Raw genomic sequence first — 18,955 nt, 5'->3', positions numbered from 1 at the left:
CGCACCTCGCTGCGCTCACTCATAGCGGATCCTCGGGTCGAGGACGGCGTAGAGCACGTCCACCACCAGGTTGGACAGCAGGTAGACCACGACGAGCACGCTGACGATGCCGACCACCAGCGGGCCGTCCTCGGTGCGGATGCCGCGGAACAGGTTGAAGCCGACGCCGGGGACGTTGAACACGCCCTCGGTGATGATCGCGCCGCCCATCAGGTTGCCCAGCTCGACGCCGAGGAAGGTGATCACCGGGATGAGTGAGTTGCGCAGCACGTGCACGCCGACGATGCGGCGCCGCCGCAGCCCTTTGGAGCGGGCGGTGCGGACGTAGTCGGCGCGCAGGTTCTCGGTCACCGAGGTACGGGTCAGCCGCAGCGCGGTGGCCAGGGACAGCGAGCCGAGCACGATGCCGGGCAGCAGCAGCGCGTAGAAGGACGGCTGGGCCCCGGCGGTGGGCGGGAAGACCGGCCACCGTACGCCGAGGAAGTACTGGGCCAGCGGAGCCAGCACGATGGTGGGGATGCCGAGCACCAGCAGCGTGAGCACGAGCGTGGCGTGGTCGAACACGCCGGAGCGGCGGATGGCCGCGATCACGCCGGCGGTGACCCCGAAGATCACCGTCACGGCCATCGCGATCACGGCCAGCTTCACGGTGACCGGCCAGGCGGCGGCGAGGATGTCGCTGATCTGCCGCCCGGTCAGCGACTGCCCGAGGTCCCCCTGGACCAGGCCGCCCAGGTAGTCGAAGTAGCGGTAGAAGAAGCCGCCGACCCCCGTCGCGTCCAGGTGGTACTTCTCGGTCAGGTAGGCCCGCTGCGCCGCGGTCACCGGCCGCTCTCCGGCGAGGGCCTGGATCGGGTCGCCCTGCCCGGCGAACATCAGCGCGTAGACGATCAACGTGGTCCCGAAGAACGCGAGGACCATCTGGAGGAGTCGCCGCAGGATGAAGCGGAGCATGCTGGCAAGTCTGCCGAAAACAGGGTAAATGCGGGCCAATGCCAGGGCCGGGCCACCCGGTGGGGGTGGCCCGGCCCGTCAGCGGGGTGTCAGGCGATTTCGATCTTCAGCAGGTCCACCCGGTCGAACAGGTCCACGTGGACGTTCTTGACCTTGGTCGAGTGGCCGAAGTTGTTCTGCCCGTACCGCAGCGGGATCACCGGCATGTCCTGCGCCAGCAGGTCCTCCGCCGCCTGGTACTTCTTGATCGCCTCGTCCTCGGTGGCCGCGCGGGCGCCCTCGGCGAGCAGCTTGTCGAACTCCGGATTGCTGTAGCCGTAGTAGTTCGACGAGCCGGTGCTGCTGTACAGCGGGCCGAGGTAGTTCTCCATGGACGGGTAGTCCATGACCCAGCCCATCCGGAACAGGCCGACCGGCTGCTTCTGCTTGACCTTGGTCAGCAGGTCCGCGAACTTCGGCTCGGCGGTGCCGACGCAATCCACGCCCAGGTTGGCCTTGAGCTGGTTGCAGGTGGCGTCGACCCAGTCCTTGTGGCCGCCGTCGCCGTTGTAGGACAGCTCGATCTTCTTCGGGCCGCCCGCGGCCTCGTACGCCGCCTTGGCCTTGACCGGGTCGAACGCGCCGGCCGTGCCGATGGTGTTCTCCCGGTAACCCGCGACGACCGGCGAGACGAACGAGCGGGCCGGCTGCTGCGAGTCCTTGAAGATCGACTTGGTGATCTCGTCCCGGTCGATCGCCATCGAGATCGCCTTGCGCACCTCGGGCTTGCTGAACTCCTCCTGGAACGTCGGGAAGGCCAGCACCTGCAGCGACGAGGCCGGGCTCTGCAGGAAGCGGTCGCCCAGGTCGGTCCCGGCGGTGGACAGGTTCTCGGTCGGGATCGTCTTGATCACGTCGAGGTTGTCCGACAGCACGTCCGCGTACGCGGCGGTCGGCTGCTGGTAGATGCGGAACTCGACGCCGCCGACCTTGGGCTGCTGACCCGGGAACGCGTCGTAGCGCTCCACCTCGACCTTGGCGTCGTGCTGCCAGGTGCCCTTCATCTTGAACGGGCCCTGGCCGATCGGCGCCTGCTCGTAGCCCTCGGCCAGCACGCCCGGCGCGGAGAAGGCCGCCTCGGGCAGCGGGTAGAAGGCGGTGTAGCCGAGCATGGACCTGAAGTCCACGTACGGCTCGGTGAGCGTCACGGTGAAGGTCAGGTCGTCGACCTTCTTCAGGCCGCTGAGCGTCTTGGCCTTCGGGCTTTCGCCCTGCAGGTCGTCGTAACCGGCCACCTTCTCGAAGAAGTAGCTGGAGTTCTGGCCGTTCGGCGCGTACGCGCCGTAGTTCCAGGCGTCGATGTAGTTGTCGGCGGTGACCTGCTCGCCGTTGTGGAACGTGTAGCCGGGCTTCAGCTTGATCGTCCAGACCTTGTTGTCCGACGTCGTCACCGAGTCGGCCGCCACCTCGTGCGGCTTGTTCGCGTCGTCGTAGTCGACGAGCGGGCTGAAAAGGGCCGACAGGACCTGGGAGCCGCTCGTCTCGTTGGTGTTTGTGGGCACCAGGTGCTGCGGCTCGGCGATCTCGATCCGCACGGCCGCGTCGGAGTCGCCGGTGCCGCCGCCGCTGCCGCCCGAGCCGCAGGCCGTCAGGCCGAGCGTCACCGCGAGCGGGAGCGCGGCCCAGGCCGCGAGCCTACGAACACGCATGGGGGTCTCCTCATCTCCTCGCGCTGCGCGGTCGTCCCGACGCTGGGTGACTCTGCGCAACGAGTCGTAACGGTAGGTCGCGATTCGGCCGGTCGACAACATTGGCGTGGTCAATCGATGACAGATCGTGCTCGCCGCGCGTGGCCGAAGGTCGCCTCAGCGTGCTAGATAGGCCACTAGCTGGCCGTATGTTCGTCCTCGGCTGGTCGGGTGGGGTGTTGCCCGGGGCGTCTGGGGTGGTTGTCTCGTCCGTCCCGTGCATGCCCGCCGGGGTGCGGCAGGGCCTCCCTGTCGCCGTGACTAGTTACCCTCCGTGACGTACGGCACGTTGCGGAACGTGATCGTGGGCCGTGGTCGTCCGGCACCGGCGGCGGACGTGAGACGATCACGACGTGACGGCGACGATCCTGGACGGCAAGGCCACCGCGGCGGAGATCAAGGACGAGCTACGAGACCGGGTCAAGGCGCTGGCGGAACGCGGCATCACCCCGGGCCTCGGCACGGTGCTGGTCGGCGAGGACCCCGGCTCCCAGGCGTACGTCAACGGCAAGCACCGCGACTGCGCCGAGGTCGGCATCGCCTCGCTGCGCGTCGCGCTGCCGGCGGATGCCACCCAGGAGCAGCTCGACACGGCACTGGCCGAGCTGAACGCCGACCCGGCCTGCCACGGCTACATCGTCCAGCTCCCGCTCCCCGGGCACCTCGACACCCAGCGCGCGCTGGAGTCGATCGACCCGGACAAGGACGCCGACGGGCTGCATCCGGTCAACCTGGGCCGGCTCGTCCTCGGGTACGACGCGCCGCTGCCCTGCACCCCGCGCGGCATCGTGGAGCTGCTGCGCCGGCACGACGTGCCGCTGCGCGGCGCGAACGTCGCGGTCGTCGGCCGGGGCAACACGGTCGGCCGCCCGCTGGGCCTGCTGCTGACCCGGCGCAGCGAGAACGCGACGGTGACGCTCTGCCACACCGGCACGCTCGACCTGGCCGCGCACACCCGTGCCGCCGACGTCGTCATCGTCGCGGCGGGCGTGCCGGGCCTGCTCACCGCCGACATGGTCAACCCGGGTGCGACGGTGGTGGACGTCGGCATCACGCGGGTGATCGGCGAGGACGGCAAGGGCCGCTACACCGGCGACGTCGACCCGGAGGTCGCCGAGGTCGCCGGCAAGCTGGTGCCGATGCCCGGCGGCGTCGGGCCGATGACCCGGGCGATGCTGCTGACGAACGTGGTGGAACGGGCCGAGCGGGCGGGCTGACACCCAGGCAGGTCATAACCGTCCGCCCCTGACCCGATCGGTGCCAGGATGGCTGATACGGTCCGGAAAACCGACTGGGATCAGGGAGTGGGACGACCATGGGTAAGAAGGTCACTGTCGTCGGCGCCGGCTTCTACGGCTCGACCACCGCACAGCGCCTGGCCGAGTACGACGTCTTCGACACCGTCGTGATCACCGACATCGTGGAGGGCAAGCCGGCGGGCCTCGCGCTGGACCTCAACCAGTCCCGCGCGGTCGAGGGCTTCGAGACCAAGGTCGTCGGCGTCACCACCGGCCCGAACGGCGAGGGCTACGACGCCATCGAGGGCTCGGACGTCGTCGTCATCACCGCCGGCCTGCCGCGCAAGCCGGGCATGAGCCGGATGGACCTGCTGGAGACCAACGCCAAGATCGTCCGGCAGGTCGCCGAGAACGTCGCCAAGTACGCCCCGAACGCCGTCGTCATCGTGGTGTCCAACCCGCTCGACGAGATGACCGCGCTGGCCCAGCTCGCCACCCAGTTCCCGAAGAACCGGGTGCTCGGCCAGGCCGGCATGCTGGACACCGCCCGCTTCACCAACTTCGTCGCCGAGGCGCTGAGCGTACCGGTGAAGTCGGTACGGACCCTGACGCTCGGCTCGCACGGCGACACCATGGTCCCGGTGCCGTCCAAGAGCACCGTGAACGGCAAGCCGCTGCGTGACGTCATGCCGGCCGAGCAGATCGAGGAGCTGGTCGTCAAGACCCGCAACGGTGGCGCCGAGGTCGTCGCGCTGCTCAAGACCGGCTCGGCGTACTACGCCCCGTCCGCCGCCGCGGCCCGGATGGCGAAGGCCGTGGCCGAGGACTCCGGCGCCGTCATGCCGGTCTGCGCCTGGGTCGACGGCGAGTACGGCATCTCCGGCGTCTACCTGGGCGTCGAGGCCGAGATCGGTGCCGAGGGCGTGAAGCGGGTCGTCGAGACCGACCTGGACGCCGACGAGCTGGCCGCGCTGAAGGAGGCCGCCGAGGCGGTCCGCGCCAAGCAGGGCGACGTCGCCAGCATGTGACACCCGAACACTGCGCCTGAAGGCCCGCCGGCTCCCGCCGTCGGGCCTTCACCGTCCCGTCCGCGGCGGCGGGTGGGGGGTGAAGGGGGCGGTCAGGTGGGGAGTGGCCAGGACGGCGGGGGAGAGGGTTGCCAGCAGGTTCTGCCGGGAGTGGCGGGCCCTGTCCGGGTCCACCTCGTGGGCGTACGCCAGGTCCGGTTCCACCAACTGGATGGCGTGCACGAGCAGGTCGCCGGTGATCAGGAGACGGTCGTCGTCCGCCTCGACCAGCACCGACTGGTGACCCGGCGTGTGCCCGGGCGTGTGCAGCAGCCGTACCCCGGGGGTGAGTGACGTCGCACCGTCGACCACCCGCAGCCGGCCGGCGGCGCGCAACGGCGCCAGCAGCCGGGCCGGCAGGTCCGGGTGGAACAGCTCCAGCGCGTCCACCTCGGCGCGCTGGACCAGGTGGTCCGCGTTCGGGAAGAGCGGACCGGCCCAGCCCACGTGGTCGGTGTGCAGGTGGGTGAGGACCACGGTGCGGACGTCGGCCGGATCGATCCCGGCGGCGGCCAGCTCGGCGGGGAGCCGGCCCGGCACCGGCGCCCAACTCGCGGCGAGCGAGTCGGCCGGGCCGATCCCGGCGTCGACGAGCGTGACCGGCCCGTCGCCGACCCGCACGGCGAACGCGCGGAACCGCAGCCACCACCGGCCGTCGTCGGTGACCGCGCCCAGGTCGAGCCGGTCGGCCGCCTGCCAGTGCGTCTCGGTGGCGTCGGGAAAGGCCTCGCCGCGGGGCTGGAAGAAGGGCCCCTCGCCGTCGGAGAGCGCGGTGACCGTGATAGACCCGAGGGTGCGGTTGTGCGGCATCGGCAGATGATGCCAGCGGGTCGCGGTGCGACGCAGCCCGCTTTTCCGGCGGTCCACCCGGGCCGCCTGGGGACTGCCGGCCAGTTTCCAGTACGCTCGTACTGCTTGAGCACGTGTCCCCCGAGAGGAGCGCCGGCCGATGGCGAAGATCAAGGTAAACAACCCGGTCGTGGAGATCGACGGCGACGAGATGACCCGGATCATCTGGAAGCAGATCCGGGAGCAGCTGATCCTGCCCTACCTCGACGTCGACCTGCACTACTACGACCTGTCGATCCAGCACCGTGACGCCACCGACGACCAGGTCACGGTCGACGCCGCCAACGCCATCAAGGAGCACGGCGTCGGCGTCAAGTGCGCCACCATCACCCCGGACGAGGCCCGGGTGGAGGAGTTCGGCCTGAAGAAGATGTGGCGGTCGCCGAACGGCACCATCCGCAACATCCTCGGCGGCGTGGTCTTCCGCGAGCCGATCATCATGTCGAACGTGCCGCGGCTCGTCCCGGGCTGGACCAAGCCGATCATCATCGGCCGGCACGCGCACGGCGACCAGTACAAGGCCACCGACTTCGTCGTTCCCGGCCCGGGCAAGGTGACCATCACCTACACCCCGGCCGACGGCAGCGCCCCGATGGAGATGGAGGTCGCCAACTTCCCCGGCAGCGGCATCGCCATGGGCATGTACAACTACGACGAGTCGATCCGGGACTTCGCCCGCGCCTCGTTCCGGTACGGCCTGGACCGCAAGTACCCGGTCTACCTGTCGACCAAGAACACCATCCTCAAGGCGTACGACGGCCGGTTCAAGGACCTCTTCGCCGAGGTCTTCGAGAACGAGTTCAAGGCCGAGTTCGACGCCGCCGGCATCACCTACGAGCACCGGCTGATCGACGACATGGTCGCCGCCGCGCTCAAGTGGGAGGGTGGCTACGTCTGGGCCTGCAAGAACTACGACGGTGACGTGCAGTCCGACACCGTCGCGCAGGGCTTCGGCTCGCTGGGCCTGATGACCTCGGTGCTGCTCTCCCCGGACGGCCGCACCGTCGAGGCCGAGGCCGCGCACGGCACCGTCACCCGGCACTACCGGCAGTACCAGAAGGGCGAGAAGACCTCGACCAACCCGATCGCCTCGATCTACGCCTGGACCCGGGGCCTGGCCCACCGGGGCAAGCTGGACGGCACCCCGGCGGTCACCGAGTTCGCCGACACGCTGGAGAAGGTCATCGTGGACACCGTCGAGGGCGGCCAGATGACCAAGGACCTCGCGCTGCTCATCTCGCGGGACGCCCCGTGGCTGACCACCGACGAGTTCATGAACGCGCTCGACGAGAACTTGGCCCGCCGGCTCGCCGCCTGACGTGCAAGGAAGGGCCCCTTCTTAACGCCTCGCGTTGTAGAAGGGGCCCTTTTAACACCTCAGGGCCGTCGGGGCGGCGTGACCTCGCTCGGTGCGCTCTCGTTGACAGGGTGGACGAGATGCCAGTCGCGTCCAGGAAGGTGGGTCACGGTCGCGCGCCGGCCGGCCGACCTTCGTGGCTGCTGAGCGCAGCCAGCCGTCCCTTCCCTGCGGGGGGTCCTGTCCCGGGCCCCCCGCGCCCCCACGCCCGGGCCGCGGTTGTTAACAAGGGGCCCTTCCTCTACCGCAGGCGTTAATAGGGGGCCCTTCCTTTCACGCGGCGCGCAGCAGCTCGGCGGCGCGTTCCGGGGCGATGTCGTTGATGAACACGCCCATGCCGGACTCCGACCCGGCCAGGTACTTCAGCTTGTCCTTGGCCCGCCGGATGCTGAACAGCTGCAGGTGCAGGTGGCCCAGCTCCCGGTCGATCCGTACCGGCGCCTGGTGCCAGGCCGCGATGTACGGCATGGGCATGTCGAACAGCCCGTCGAAGCGGCGCAGCAGGTCCAGGTAGAGCGGCCCGAACGCGTCGCGCTCGGCGTCGTCGAGCGCCGGGATGTCCGGCACCGGCCGGTGCGGCGCCACGTGCACCTCGAACGGCCAGCGCGCCGCCGCCGGGACGTACGCCGTCCAGTGCGCGTTGCTCGTCACCACCCGCTCCCCGGCGGCCCGTTCGGCGGCCAGCACGTCGGCGTAGAGGTTGCCCCCGGTGCGCTCGGCGTGCCGCCGGGCGGCGGCAAGCATGGTGCGGGTGCGCGGCGTGACGAACGGGTACGCGTAGACCTGCCCGTGCGGGTGGTGCAGCGTCACCCCGATCTCCACGCCCCGGTTCTCGAACGGGAAGACCTGCTCCACGCCGGGCAGCGCGCTCAGCGCCGTGGTGCGGTCGGCGAGCGCGTCGAGCACCGTCCGCACCCGGTGCGGGGAGAGCCGGGCGAACGAGGCGTTGTGGTCGTCGGTGAAGCAGACCACCTCGCACCTGCCGAGTCCGGGGCGTACCGGGGTGAACGGCGTGATCTCGGCCGGTTCGTCGGCTACCCGCTGGCTCAGCGACGGGAACCGGTTCTCGAAGACCACCACGTCGTAGTCGGGTGCCGGGATCTCGCTGTGCCGCTCGCCCCGGGACGGGCAGAGCGGGCACTGGTCGGCCGGGGGCAGGAACGTGCGGGTCTGCCGGTGTACCGCCACCGCCACCCACTCGTCGGTCAGCGGGTCGTACCGCAGCTGTGAGGCGGGCGGGGGCGGGGGCAGGTCCCGCCGGTCCGGCTGGTCGCGGACCGCGTCGTCCCGCTCGTCGAAGTAGATCAGCTCGCGGCCGTCGGCCAGCGCGATCTGCGTACGCTTCACTCCGCCCCCCTCGTCGTGGGCACCGTCACCAGCTCGCCCACCCTGTCGTCGAGTACCCGTCGGGCCCCGGGTGCCAACCGGTCGTCGGTGACCAGCACGTCCGCCGCGTCCAGGGGCACGATCGACGAGATGCCGACGGTGCCCCACTTGGTGTGGTCGGCGAGCACCACGAGCCGGTCCGCCGCTGCCACGAGCGCCCGGTTCGTGTCCGCCTCCATCAGATTGGGCGTGGTGAAGCCGGCCCGTTCGCTGATCCCGTGTACGCCGAGAAACAGCAGGTCCAGGTGGAGCGCGGCGATCGCGGCCACGGCGAGCGGGCCGACGAGCGCGTCCGACGGCGTGCGTACGCCGCCGGTGAGCACCACCGTCTGGTCCGGCCGGCCCCCGACGTGCAGGACCTCCGCCACCGGCAGCGAGTTGGTGACCACCGTGAGGCCGGGCACGTCCACCAGCCGCCGGGCCAGTTCGGCCGTGGTGGTGCCGGCGGAGAGCGCGATCGCGGCGCCGGGCCGGACCAGCCGCGCGGCGTGCTCGGCGATCGCGGCCTTCTCGGCGGACTGGCGGACGGACTTGGCGTGGAAGCCGGGCTCGTCGGTGGAACCGGGACCGGCCGGCGTCGCGCCCCCGTGCACCTTGGCGAGCAGGCCCTGCTCGTGCAGCGTGTCCAGGTCGCGTCGGATCGTCATGTCGGAGACGCCGAACTCGGCCGCCAGCTCGGTGACCCGGACGCCGCCGGCGCGGCGCAGTCGTTCCAGGATCGCCGTCTGCCGCTGCCGCGCCAGCATCCCCGGCTCACCTCCGCGTCTCACCGACCGCGCGGACACTCGACGCGGTCGAACGTGTTCCAACAAAGGCGAACACTACCGCGCAGCGAGGGGTGAGGCGAAACCGCCGCCGTCCGGAAGGCCGGACGGCGGCGGTCGACGTGCGGGGTGTGCCGGAACGCAGCCGGCGATCAGGCGGGCTGGAGGCGGGGCTCCACCCAGCCCGTCTCGGTGAGGTGTTCCATCACCTTCCCGACGGCCTCCTCGACGCTGATCTCCGAGGTGTCGACCACCAGGTCGGCGTCGGTGGGCTCCTCGTACGGGTCGTCGATGCCGGTCATCCCGGTGATCAGGCCGGCGCGGGCGCGGGCGTACAGGCCCTTGCGGTCGCGCTGCTCACAGACCGCCAGCGGCGTCGCCACGTGGACCAGCAGGAAGCCCGCCCCGGCCGTCTCCGCCATCTCCCGGGCGGTGGCGCGAGCCGCCGCGTACGGCGCGATCGGGCAGCAGATGCCGACGCCCCGGTGCCGGGCGATCTCCGCGGCCACCCAGCCGATCCGGCGCACGTTGAGATCCCGGTCGGCCTTGCTGAACCCCAGCCCGGCGGAGAGCTCCCGCCGCACCACGTCGCCGTCGAGCAGCGTGATCGTGCGGTCGCCCTGCTCGCGGAGCACGTCGGCGAGCCCTCTGGCGATCGTCGACTTGCCCGAGCCGGACAGGCCGGTCAGGAAGATCACCAGGCCCCGGTGCCGCCGCGGCGGACGGGCCCGGGTCAGTTCCTTCGCCACCGCCGGCGGGGTGTGCCACTCGGGCAGCGGGAAACCCCGGTCCAGCAGGTCGTCGATCTCCCGTGTGCTCAGCGCCAGCCGGCGGTTGCGCGGCGGGATGTCCTCGCGCCAGCGCCACTGGCCGTCCCGGTTGTCGTAGGCCAGCTCGCGGGGCACCAGCACGCGCAGGCCGGCGCCGGAGAGCATGCCCTCGGTGGAGAGCAGGTGGGTAACCCCGTACGCGCCGGCGACCCGGGCCCGCAGCAGCGCGTCGCTGATCTCGTCGCGCCGCCGGACCAGCGGCGCCGCCACGAGCGTCGCCGGGGGCATCCGGTCGCGGGCGGCGAACACGCTGCGCACCAGCGCCTCGGCCGGCAGGCCGCCGATCGACTCCTCACCCACCGGGATCATCACCAGCAGGTGCGCGCCGAGCGTACGGGCCGCGTGCGCGATCTGCGCGAGCTGCGGCCGGTGCAACGGGCGGTCGGCGAACACGCCGAGCACCCGGCCCGGCGGCAGCAACCCGCGTACCTCGTCGGGGCCGCGCCGCAGCCGCTGGAACGGCCCGTGGCCGCCGTCGCCCAGGCGGCGCACCGCGCCACCGACCCCCACCATGCCCTCACGGCCCGGCCAGACGTCGGTCACGTCCATCGCCGCCACCGGCGCGCCCTCACCGTCGGTGAGCACCACCGCCCGGCGTGCCGGGTCCGCCGGGTCCAGCCCGTCGGCGAGCGCCGCCGGAACCTGGAGCGTCACCGGCACCGGCCACGACGTGCCGTCGGCCAGCCGGCCGCGCCGCTTCAGCGAGGCCAGGTCGGCCCGGCTCATGAAACCGGTGAGCGGTGCGTACGCGCCACTCAGCAACAACTGGAGATCGGCCAGCTCAGCGGGTCTGGGCGCGTACGACGGCGCATCCCGCAGAACGTCCTCGGGCAGCAGCCACCCGTTGCTCATCGAACCCCCAACTCACCGGCCGGCACACAGTTTCGCAGCCCACCGGCGATCGGTCGAGAGCGCCACCCGGCCTCCCGGTGATCGCGTGTCCGGCGACAGTGCCGAGGACGAGCCGGGTCACCGAATCCTTACCGGCCGGCCCCGGCCGGTCGATCGTGCGAACGGCTGCCGGCGCGCGCCGACCGGCCGACCGCGCGGTCCCGCAGTCGCCGGACCGCGTGGCGGATCCGGGACCGCAGCCGGCGCGCGTCCTCCACCCGGGGCGGGCCGCCGTCGGCCGCGCAACGCACCACCAGCGGCAGGCGGGTGTCGAGCGCCCAGCCGGCCTGGACCACCCGGGCCCGCACCTCCCAGGTGCCCCGGGTCCGGCCGCCGGCGAGCGCCGCGAAGTCGACGGTCGCGGTGCTGCGGTGCCGTATCCGGCCGTCGTCGACCCGCTCGGTGCTGGTGCCGACCGGCAGGAAGAACTCCTCCCGGGTCTCCCGGCGGCGGACGACGAGGTCGGTCCTCGCCCCGCCGGCCCGCAGCACGGCCCCGGCCGGCGCCGTGTTCGCCAGCGGAAGCACCGGCAGCCCCTGGTCGTCGAAGCGCAGCGGCTCGTCCCCCGCGGCCAGGTGGGCGGAGACGGAGACGGCCAGCGTCCGCCCCCGCACCCGCCACGTGTCGACTGTGGCGTGCGCCCGGACGCTGGCCTCCCACTCCGCCAGCCGGCGCAGATCCGCCATCCGCCCCTGCCCGGCGAGGTGTGCGATCACCTGGAAGATCGGCGGCAGCCCGGCGACCGCCTCCGGCGCGAAGCGCTCCTTGAGGAGCTGACCCACCTCGCCGGCCACCTGGTCCGCCCACTGCTGCGGCGCGCTCAGCAGGGCCTGCCCGCGCAGCCGGCTCAGCATCTCCTTGCGCAGCCAGCGCCGGTGCAGCCGGAGGCGGGCCGTGGCGGCCGGCCGGTGCTCGTCGACGATGTCCAGCGCCGAGCGCAACGCCGCGTAGTACTCGGCCGGGTCCATCCGGGTGGCGGTGACGTTGCCCGCGTCCACCCGGCGGACGTGGTGGTAGCAGGGGTGGTCGGCCAGCACGCAGACGTGCCCCGCGAGCAGGTAGGCCGCCGCCATCAGCCGGTGGTCCTCCAGGCGGCGGGGGTGACCCTCCGGGAACCGCAGCCCGTGCTGCTCCAGGAAGGACCGCCGGAACAGTTTGTGACAGGTCATGCTGTCGGCCAGCGGCGCGTCGGCGAGCGTGGCGGCGAACCGGTTCTCCCGGAACAGTTCCCGCGGGACGCCCCGCCGGTGCCCGACCATCCGGCCGATGACGATGTCCGCGTCGTGGTCCCGGGCGCAGGCGTGCAGGCGGGCCAGCGCCTCGTCGCCGAACCAGTCGTCGTCGTCGGCGAAGAAGACGTACTCGCCGCGCGCCTGCTCCAGGCCGCAGTTGCGCGGGTGCGACGGCCAGCCCGAGTGCTCCAGGTGCAGCACCCGCACGTGCGGGTCGGCGGCGGCCAGCTCGTCCAGCCGCTGCGGCGTACCGTCCGTCGACCCGTCGTCGGCGAAAACCACCTCGTATCCACCGGGCGGCAGGCCCTGCCGCGTCAGCGAGGCGACGAGCGGATCGATGTTGGCGCCGCAGTTGTACGTGGGCACCACCACGCTCACCGCCGGCCGGTCCGTGCCGTCGCTCATGCCGCCCCCGTCGATTCGCCCACATACGGTGGCAGCTTCCCCGCCCGGCCGCTACCCCGTCCCCGCCACCTAGGGGAGCAAGCGGTCGAGGATCAGGGGATCGCCGGGGTCCGGACGGGCTCGGGCGCAGCTCTGGAGTTCTACGCTGAACGGCGTGACACTGCTCGCGACCGAGTCGCTGACCAAGACGTACGGAGGCCGGGTCACCGCGTTGACCGACCTCACCGTGTCGGTCGAGCCGGGGATCATCGGGCTGGTGGGCGCGAACGGCGCCGGCAAGTCCACTCTGATCAAGATCCTGCTGGGTCTGCTCCCGCCGACCAGCGGTCGGGTGCAGGTGCTCGGCCTCGACCCCACCACCGACCCGGCCGCGGTCCGCGCCCGCGTCGGCTACATGCCCGAGCACGACGCCCTCCCGCCCGACCTGTCCGCCGCCGAGCTGGTGACCCACCTGGGCCGCATCAGCGGTCTGCCGCGCACCGTCGCCCGGGAACGGGCCTCCGAGGCGCTGCGCCACGTCGGTCTGCACGAGGAACGGCACCGGGCTGTCGGTGGCTACTCCACCGGCATGAAGCAGCGGGTCAAGCTCGCCCAGGCGCTCGTACACGATCCCGACCTGTTGCTGCTCGACGAGCCGACGAACGGCCTCGACCCGGCCGGCCGGGACGCCATGCTCGCGCTGATCCACCGGATCGGCACCGAGTTCGGCATCTCGGTGATGGTCTGCTCGCACCTGCTCGGTGAGGTCGAGCGGATCTGCGACACGCTCGTCGCCATCGACGGCGGCCGGCTGCTGCGCGCCGACCGGGTGGCCGCCATGACCACCGCCACCGACGTGCTCGCCGTCGAGGTGAGCGAGGGCACCGAGGAACTGGCCGCCCGGCTCGCCGCGCTCGACCTGCCGGTGAGCCGCGACGGGCGGCTGCTGCTCGTCCCGCTCGCCGACGACGCCACCTACGACCAGATCCTCGGCGCGGTCGCCGAGCTGGACCTGCCGCTGCACCGGCTGGACCAGCGGCGGCACCGGGTGGCCGAGCTCTTCGCCGCGAGGGAGCCCAGCCATGTCTGACGCGACCGGGGTCATCCACGACATCGGCTACCAGCGCTACACCGGTCCGCGGCTCGGCCGCCGGCAGGTCTTCGGTGCGCTCTACCTGCACGGTGTGCGTACCGTCTTCGGGCTGGGCCGCAGCGCCAAGGCCAAGATCTTCCCGTGGCTGGTGGTCTCCGTGGTCACCGTGGTGGCCGCCGGGGTGACCGCGGTGCGCAGCCAGATCGGCGAGGTGGTGATGACGTACGCCCAGTTCGCCGACGCGATGAGCTGGCTGGTCATCTTCTTCACCGCGGTGGCCGCGCCCGAGCTGGTCTCCCGCGACCTGCGCAGCGGCGTGCTGCCGCTGTACTTCTCCCGCCCGCTGCCGCGCGGCGACTACGCCCTGTCCAAGCTGCTGGCGCTCGTCACCGCGCTCTGGCTGCTGCTCGGCGGCCCGCAACTGGTGATGTTCCTCGGCGCCGCGTTCACCACGAACCGGGGCGTACGCGGGGTGTGGGACGAACTGCTCGACCTGCTGCCCGGCCTGCTCTACGCCGGGCTCTGGGCAGTGGTGTTCGCCTCGATCGCCCTGCTCGTCGCCTCGCTCACCGGCAAGCGCGCGTTCGCCGCCGGTGGCATCGTGGCGGTCTTCCTGATGACCACGCCGGTGGTCGGCGTGCTGTCCATCCTCCCGTCGGCCACCGTGAACGAGCTGGCCTTCCTCGTCTCCCCGCCGACGCTCGTCGGTGGCGTGGGCGCCTGGGCGCTCGGCGACGCGCTGACCCAGGGCCAGGGCGGGGGCATGCCGATAGGTGACTTCGGGCCGGTCTACGCCGCGGTCGCCGTGCTGCTGGTCGCCGTCTGCGTCAGCCTGCTGCTCCTGCGATACCGGAAGGTGGCCGCCCGATGACGGCGATCAGCACCCAGCCGGCGGCCGGCACGCCCGCCGCCACGACGAGCACGCTCGACCTGGCGGGCGTCTCCCGCTGGTACGGCAACGTGGTGGCCGTCAACGACGTCACCATGCGGCTCGGCCCCGGCGTGACCGGCCTGCTCGGCCCCAACGGCGCCGGCAAGACCACGCTGCTGCACATGATGGCCGGCTTCCTGTCCGCGTCCCGGGGCACCGTGACGCTGGACGGCGAGCCGACCTGGCGCAACCCCGCCGTCTACCGGCGGCTGGGTCTGGTCAGCGAGCGCGAGGCGGTGCACACGTTCCTCAGCGCGTACGAGTTCGTGCTCGCCAGCGCGAAGCTGCACGGGCTGCCCGACCCGGAGACGGCGACGCGGCGGGCGATCGAGCTGGTCGAGATGGAGGACGCGCAGACCCGCCGGATCGGCACCTACTCCAAGGGCATGCGGCAGCGCACCCGGGTCGCCGCCGCGCTGGTGCACGATCCGCAGGTGCTGCTGCTCGACGAGCCGTTCAACGGGATGGACCCACGCCAGCGGCTGCACATGATGGCGCTGCTGCACCGGCTCGGCGACGCGGGACGGACCATCCTGTTCAGCTCGCACATCCTGGAGGAGGTCGAGCAGGTCTCCGGCACGGTCCAGGTGATGGTCGCCGGCCGGCTGGCCGCCTCCGGCGACTACCGCACCATCCGCCGCCTGATGACCAACCGGCCGCACGTGTTCGCGGTCCGCTCCACCGACGACCGGGCGCTGGCGGTGGCGCTGATGGCCGAGGCGTCGGTATCCGGCGTCGAGCTGGGCCGTAGCGGCCTGACCGTCAAGGCCGGTGATTACGGCGCGTTCACCCGGGCCCTGCCCCGGATCGCGCTCCGGCACGGCATCCGGGTCCGGCAGCTCCTGCCGGAGGACGAGTCGCTGGAGAGCGTCTTCTCGTATCTGGTGGAGGCATGATGTCGACAGTCACCTGGATCACCGCGCGCGGCCTGTTCGGCCGGAGCCGGTTCCTCATGCTCCTGCCGCTGCCGCTGGTCCTCATCGGCCTGGCGGTGCTCTGCCGGTCGCTCGGCGTCGACCCGGGTCAGTGGGGTCCGCCGGTGCTCGTCGGCCTCGGCCTGGCGGTGGTGCTGCCGGTGGTCTCCCTGATCGTGGGCACCGGCGTGCTGGGCGCGGAGATCGACGACGGGACCGTCGTGCACATCCTCACCAAGCCGCTGCCGCGCTGGCAGATCGTGCTGCCGAAGCTGGCGGTCGCGGCCGGGGTCAGCGCGGTCACCGTGGGCGTCCCGATCTACGTCGCGGGCGTGCTGGCCGATTCGGTACGCCTCGGACTCGCCCTGGTCGCCGCCTCGGCGGCAGGCGCGCTGGCGTACTCGGCGCTGTTCCTGGCGCTGAGCCTGGTGACCCGGCGGCCGGTGCTGCTCGGCCTGGTCTACGTGCTGATCTGGGAAGGGCTGCTGGGCCGGTTCGTCGGCGGTACCCGGGTGCTGTCGATCCAGCAGTGGGTGATCGCCCTGGCCGACCGGATGGCGCCGACGCCGTTGCTCGGCACCAGCGTCTCGGTGCCGGTCGCGGCCGTCCTCACCGCCCTGGTGGCGGTCGGGTTCACGGTGCTGGCGATCGACCGCCTGCGCTCGTTCAGCGTGGCCGGCGAGACGAGCTGACCTCGGACGGGGCGGCCGGCATGACGCCGGCCGCCCCGCACGGTCAGAACGCGCAGGCGATGACCAGTTCGGTGGTGCGGTCGGGCAGCAGGTCCAGTTTCGCGATCCGGCCCGCCGAGCGTAGGTCGTCGGCGACGGCGCCGAGCTGGTCGAGCACTGCCGCCGGTCCGAGCGCCTCGGCCAGCGGCACGTCCGCCTTCATCGACAGCTTCCGTTCCGACTTGGCGCGGCGCACCTGACCCAGCGCGTCCGCGGCCAGCCGCAGCAGCTCCGGGTCACCCGGCGCGGCCATCGCGCGGCTCACCTCGTACGTGGTCGGCCACGGCGAGCGGTGCACCGAGCCGTACCGCCACCACGACCAGACCTCCTCGGTGACGAACGGCAGCACCGGCGCGAACAGGCGCAACTGCACCGACAGCGCGGTCGCCAGCGCCGCCCGGGCCGAGTCCGCCGCCGGCCCGGTGCCGTAGGCGCGCTCCTTCACCAACTCGATGTAGTCGTCGCAGAACCGCCAGAAGAACGCCTCGGTGGCCATCAGGGCGGCGGTGTGGTCGTACCCGTCGAAGGCGGACGTCGCCGTCCCGACCACGCCGGAAAGTTCGGCGAGCATCGCGGTGTCCAGCGGTTGGGTCACCGGGGCCCGCAGCGCGTCGGCGGCGCCCAGCCCGAGCGCGAACCGGGACGCGTTGAGCAGCTTGGTGGCCAGCCTGCGGCCCACCTTGACCTGGGCCGGGTCGTACGCCAGGTCCGTGCCCGGCTTGCCGCTGGCGGCCCAGTAGCGGACCGCGTCGGATCCGTTCTGCTCCAGCAGCGCCATCGGCGTGACCACGTTGCCCTTGGACTTGGACATCTTCTTGCGGTCCGGGTCGAGGATCCAGCCGGAGAGCACAGCGGTGTGCCAGGGCAGCGCGCCGTGTTCCAGGTGGGACCGGGCCACCGTGGCGAACAGCCAGGTCCGGATGATGTCGTGCCCCTGCGGGCGCAGGTCCATCGGGAAGACCCGGCCGAACAGGTCCGGATCGGTCTCCCAGCCGCCGACGATCTGCGGGGTCAGCGACGAGGTGGCCCAGGTGTCCAGCACGTCCGGGTCGCCGGTGAAACCACCCGGCTCGCCACGCTGCGACTCGTCGTATCCGGGCGGCGGCTCGCTCGTCGGGTCGATCGGGAGCATCGCCTCGTCCGGTGTGAGAGGGTGGGACCAGTCCGGCTCGACAGCGTCGTCGAGCCGGTACCACACCGGCACCGGCACGCCGAAGAACCGCTGCCGGCTGACCAGCCAGTCGCCGGTGAGGCCGCCCACCCAGTGCTCGTACCGGTGCCGCATGTGCTCCGGCGCCCAGCGCAGCTCCCGCCCCCGGGCCAGCAACTCCTCACGCAGGCCGGCGTCCCGGCCGCCGTTGCGCAGATACCACTGCCGGGTCGACACGATCTCCAGCGGCCGGTCGCCGCGCTCGTAGAACTTCACCGGATGGGTGATCGGCCGCGGCTCGCCGACCAGGTCGCCCGCGTCGGCAAGCAGCTCCACCAGCGTCCGCCGGGCGCCGTTGACGCTCTGCCCGGCCAGCGCCGCGTAGGGCTCCGCCGGCACGCCGGCCGGCGGCTCCGGCAGCAGCCGCCCGTCCCGGCCGATCACCACCCGGGTGTCCAGCCGCAGCTCCCGCCACCAGGTCACGTCGGTCAGGTCACCGAACGTGCAGACCATCGCGATGCCCGTGCCCTTGGCCGGGTCCGCCAGCGGGTGCGCGCGCACCGGCACCTCGACCCCGAACACCGGGGTACGCACGGACGCGCCGACCAGGTCCGCGTACCGCTCGTCGTCGGGGTGGCAGACCAGCGCCACGCAGGCCGGCAGCAGCTCCGGCCGGGTGGTGTCGATCAGGACCTCGCGGCCGGCCGGGCCGGTGAACCGCAGCCGGTGGTACGCGCCGGGCCGCTCCCGGTCCTCCAGTTCCGCCTGCGCGACAGCGGTGCCGTACCCGACGTCCCAGAGCGTCGGCGCCTCGGCCTGGTACGCCTCGCCCCGGGCCAGGTTGCGCAGGAACGCGCGCTGGCTGGCCGCGCGGGCCGCCGACCCGATGGTCGTGTACGTCAGCGACCAGTCCACCGACAGCCCGAGCCGCCGCCACAGCGTCTCGAACGCCTTCTCGTCCTCGACAGTGAGCAGCTCGCACAGCTCGATGAAGTTGCGCCGGGAGATCGCCGTCGGGTTCTTCCGGGCCGCGTCGTCCACCGGCGCGCCCGGCGGGCGCCAGTCCCTGTCGTACGGCAGCGCCGGGTCGGGGCGCACGCCGTAGACGTTCTGCACCCGTCGCTCGGTGGGCAGCCCATTGTCGTCCCAGCCCATCGGGTAGAAGACGGTCCGCCCGCGCATCCGCTGGAACCGGGCCACCGTGTCGGTGTGGGTGTACGAGAAGACGTGCCCCATGTGCAGTTCGCCCGACACGGTCGGCGGGGGAGTGTCGATCGCGTATACGTCCGAGCGCTCCTTCGTACGGTCGAACGCGTACGTGCCGTCGGACTGCCAGCGGCGAGCCCAGGTCTCCTCGAGGCCGTCCAGGCTCGGACGCTCGGGGACGCCGCCGCGGGCGCTGATCGTCGTGTCGGTCATCAGCCGATGGTAGGGATTCGGGCCGTGCCGCTCCACGG

At 72.1% G+C, this 18,955-nt stretch carries 15 protein-coding genes; 7 read left to right on the top strand and 8 right to left on the bottom strand.

The annotated features are described in order from the left end of the window. Positions 1 to 15 precede the first annotated feature (15 nt). Both ACFYO8_RS03680 and ACFYO8_RS03675 read right to left on the bottom strand, forming a co-directional pair. Positions 16 to 954, bottom strand: a complete 939-nt coding sequence (locus ACFYO8_RS03680; protein ID WP_354870704.1) for an ABC transporter permease — start codon at positions 952 to 954, stop codon at positions 16 to 18. A gap of 89 nt (positions 955 to 1,043) precedes the next feature. Then, positions 1,044 to 2,642, bottom strand: a complete 1,599-nt coding sequence (locus tag ACFYO8_RS03675; protein ID WP_354870707.1) for an ABC transporter substrate-binding protein — start codon at positions 2,640 to 2,642, stop codon at positions 1,044 to 1,046. A 392-nt stretch (positions 2,643 to 3,034) separates the two neighbouring features. On the opposite strand from ACFYO8_RS03675, the gene ACFYO8_RS03670 reads away from it, so the two are divergent. Together ACFYO8_RS03670 and mdh are read left to right on the top strand one after the other, a co-directional pair. Beyond that, complete coding sequence (locus ACFYO8_RS03670) at positions 3,035 to 3,898, top strand: bifunctional methylenetetrahydrofolate dehydrogenase/methenyltetrahydrofolate cyclohydrolase (RefSeq protein WP_354870709.1); 864 nt, start codon at positions 3,035 to 3,037, stop codon at positions 3,896 to 3,898. Positions 3,899 to 3,996: 98 nt separating this feature from the next. After that, the gene (gene mdh, locus ACFYO8_RS03665) at positions 3,997 to 4,947 is read left to right on the top strand and encodes a malate dehydrogenase (RefSeq protein WP_354870711.1); all 951 of its coding nucleotides are present in this window, start codon (positions 3,997 to 3,999) and stop codon (positions 4,945 to 4,947) included. 48 nt (positions 4,948 to 4,995) lie between these two features. Here the strand turns inward: mdh and ACFYO8_RS03660 are convergent, their stop codons facing one another. Continuing rightward, on the bottom strand, positions 4,996 to 5,796 hold the full coding sequence (locus tag ACFYO8_RS03660; RefSeq protein ID WP_354870713.1) for an MBL fold metallo-hydrolase: 801 nt from the start codon (positions 5,794 to 5,796) through the stop codon (positions 4,996 to 4,998). 139 nt (positions 5,797 to 5,935) lie between these two features. Here ACFYO8_RS03660 and ACFYO8_RS03655 point away from each other — a divergent pair, with 139 nt between their 5' ends. Beyond that, the gene (locus ACFYO8_RS03655; RefSeq protein ID WP_354870716.1) at positions 5,936 to 7,153 is read left to right on the top strand and encodes an NADP-dependent isocitrate dehydrogenase; all 1,218 of its coding nucleotides are present in this window, start codon (positions 5,936 to 5,938) and stop codon (positions 7,151 to 7,153) included. 312 nt (positions 7,154 to 7,465) lie between these two features. Here the strand turns inward: ACFYO8_RS03655 and galT are convergent, their stop codons facing one another. The 4 genes from galT to ACFYO8_RS03635 form a co-directional block, all read right to left on the bottom strand. Next, positions 7,466 to 8,539: a galactose-1-phosphate uridylyltransferase gene (galT, locus tag ACFYO8_RS03650; protein WP_354870718.1), complete on the bottom strand. Its 1,074-nt coding sequence runs from the start codon at positions 8,537 to 8,539 to the stop codon at positions 7,466 to 7,468. Continuing rightward, entirely contained in the window at positions 8,536 to 9,324 is a 789-nt protein-coding gene (locus ACFYO8_RS03645; protein ID WP_357711075.1) for a DeoR/GlpR family DNA-binding transcription regulator, read from the bottom strand. The genes galT and ACFYO8_RS03645 overlap by 4 nt, the downstream gene beginning before the upstream one ends. Before the next feature lie 170 nt (positions 9,325 to 9,494). Next, positions 9,495 to 11,024, bottom strand: a complete 1,530-nt coding sequence (gene cysC, locus ACFYO8_RS03640) for an adenylyl-sulfate kinase (RefSeq protein ID WP_354870722.1) — start codon at positions 11,022 to 11,024, stop codon at positions 9,495 to 9,497. A gap of 128 nt (positions 11,025 to 11,152) precedes the next feature. After that, a complete protein-coding gene (locus ACFYO8_RS03635) occupies positions 11,153 to 12,700 on the bottom strand; it encodes a glycosyltransferase family 2 protein (protein WP_354870724.1) in 1,548 nt (515 codons plus the stop codon). Between the two features lie 154 nt (positions 12,701 to 12,854). Here ACFYO8_RS03635 and ACFYO8_RS03630 point away from each other — a divergent pair, with 154 nt between their 5' ends. The 4 genes from ACFYO8_RS03630 to ACFYO8_RS03615 are packed head-to-tail and all read left to right on the top strand — an operon-like array spanning position 12,855 to position 16,309. Continuing rightward, a complete protein-coding gene (locus ACFYO8_RS03630; protein WP_354870726.1) occupies positions 12,855 to 13,769 on the top strand; it encodes an ABC transporter ATP-binding protein in 915 nt (304 codons plus the stop codon). Next, positions 13,762 to 14,643 (top strand): ABC transporter permease, encoded by an 882-nt coding sequence (locus ACFYO8_RS03625; protein WP_354870728.1) that lies wholly within the window; start codon positions 13,762 to 13,764, stop codon positions 14,641 to 14,643. The genes ACFYO8_RS03630 and ACFYO8_RS03625 overlap by 8 nt, the downstream gene beginning before the upstream one ends. After that, on the top strand, positions 14,640 to 15,599 hold the full coding sequence (locus ACFYO8_RS03620) for an ABC transporter ATP-binding protein (protein ID WP_354870731.1): 960 nt from the start codon (positions 14,640 to 14,642) through the stop codon (positions 15,597 to 15,599). The genes ACFYO8_RS03625 and ACFYO8_RS03620 overlap by 4 nt, the downstream gene beginning before the upstream one ends. After that, complete coding sequence (locus tag ACFYO8_RS03615) at positions 15,599 to 16,309, top strand: ABC transporter permease subunit (RefSeq protein WP_354870733.1); 711 nt, start codon at positions 15,599 to 15,601, stop codon at positions 16,307 to 16,309. The genes ACFYO8_RS03620 and ACFYO8_RS03615 overlap by 1 nt, the downstream gene beginning before the upstream one ends. A 43-nt stretch (positions 16,310 to 16,352) precedes the next feature. Here ACFYO8_RS03615 and valS read toward each other — a convergent pair whose 3' ends face one another. After that, a complete protein-coding gene (gene valS / locus ACFYO8_RS03610) occupies positions 16,353 to 18,917 on the bottom strand; it encodes a valine--tRNA ligase (RefSeq protein WP_355094245.1) in 2,565 nt (854 codons plus the stop codon). Positions 18,918 to 18,955: the final 38 nt, after the last annotated feature.

Origin of the sequence: Micromonospora sp. NPDC005257 (assembly GCF_042872445.1) — a bacterium.
In the GTDB taxonomy this organism is placed as follows: Bacteria; Actinomycetota; Actinomycetes; order Mycobacteriales; family Micromonosporaceae; genus Micromonospora.
The sequence above is the reverse complement of the archived record's forward strand: the minus strand, read 5'-3'. Positions and strand labels throughout refer to the sequence as shown.